Origin of the sequence: Thermoactinomyces sp. DSM 45892, assembly GCF_900107305.1 — a bacterium.
In the GTDB taxonomy this organism is placed as follows: Bacteria; Bacillota; Bacilli; order Thermoactinomycetales; family Thermoactinomycetaceae; genus Baia.
In genome coordinates this window covers 1-1363 of record NZ_FNPL01000046.1, presented here as the reverse complement: position 1 = coordinate 1363, position 1363 = coordinate 1, and the positions used below count along the sequence as shown (strand labels likewise).

Genomic DNA, 1363 nt, shown 5'->3' with positions numbered 1-1363 from the left:
CTCGAGATGAGCAAATTCGCTTGAAATAATTTACAAATGATCAAAAAGAAAGACATGGTACCCCCTGTGTAGAAGTTATTGGTTCCCGCCAAATAACTTTGTGAAGGAGATAAAACATGTCTCGTAACGTCAGACTACCACATCACGAAACAATCAACCAGTACTTACAGGGAAAGAAATTCAATTTATATTACAGTAAACCTGCTTTGGAGCATATGATTCATTTCATAGATGGCGTGACGCAAAAAGGTTTTTCAGGGACACTTACAGATATTCATGGCTCCAGCCATGAATTGCGCCATCGCACCACTTTAGGGCATTTTCTTCAACACGGAAAATGGCAAGAAGATTGGCTTCTTAAAAAATCTCAAAGTGATGTGTTACGTCAGATCTACAAAGAAGCAGAACAAACGCAATTCCCCATCCATGTAATTGTTGATGATACCCTCTGCAAGAAGACAAAGCCTTCGTCACAGGCGACGTCGTCCATTCCAAATGCTGAGTTTCACTTCTCCCATAAAGAAGGGCGTTGCATCTGGGGTCATCAGGTTATTGTTGTCCTTTTCCAATGCGGAAAACTCCGTCTTCCTTACACTTTTCTACGATATGATAAAGCTGGGAAAAGCAAAATTGATCTTGTGTGCGATTTGATTAAATCACTACCCAATTTCCAGCATTCTGCATACTTGTTAGTAGATACTTGGTACAATGCGAAAAAAGTGATTGATGCGAGCGCATCAAAGGGTTTATACCTCATTGGCGGTTTAAAGACGAATCGAATTCTTTTTCCCAAAGGTATTCATACTCCTGCGAGAGACCTAGCTGTGATGATCAGGAAATCAGATACCCGCTTGGTGACAGTGGGAGAAAAATCCTATCATGTATACAGATTCGAAGGAGCTCTGAAAGAAATAGAAAATGGTGTTGTCCTTTTCTGTTGGCCAGAAGGCCAATTAGGGAACGCCACATCATTGCGATGTTTTTTGGGTATGGACGTTTCCCTCAATGAGGAGGTAATCTTGGCTCATTATAGCCAACGTTGGATGATCGAAATTTTCTTTCGATTCCTGAAAGAAAACCTCTCATTTGATCGGTATCGTGTACGTTCTACTCGAGCCATTGAACGCTTCTGGCTACTGCTTTTTCTCGCATGCCATTATCTAATTCATCAATCAGGTAGATGTCTATTTGCTAGCCTACGAAAAGTTCGAGAGCAAAGGGAGTCAGGCATGATCGAATGGATTTATTCGCAATGCCGTTTAGGCATTCCGCTTAGTTGTATAAAAAAGCAACTGAATGCGGCCTAGCCGTAGTCTGTCTATTGGAACTGGATATTTCTGTTAGCAGATTTGCTCATCTCGAG

Annotated in this window: 1 protein-coding gene; it reads left to right on the top strand. The window is 41.4% G+C overall.

Annotation, left to right across the window (positions count from 1 at the left end; all coding sequences use genetic code 11):
* Window positions 1-116: 116 nt before the first annotated feature.
* Entirely contained in the window at window positions 117-1307 is a 1191-nt protein-coding gene (locus BLU58_RS15935) for an IS701 family transposase (RefSeq protein ID WP_093293845.1), read from the top strand.
* Window positions 1308-1363 lie beyond the last annotated feature (56 nt).

Excerpts from the sequence above, each read along its gene's own strand:
- BLU58_RS15935 (WP_093293845.1), top strand. The coding sequence starts at position 117 with ATGTCTCGTAACGTCAGACTACCACATCACGAAACAATCAACCAGTAC.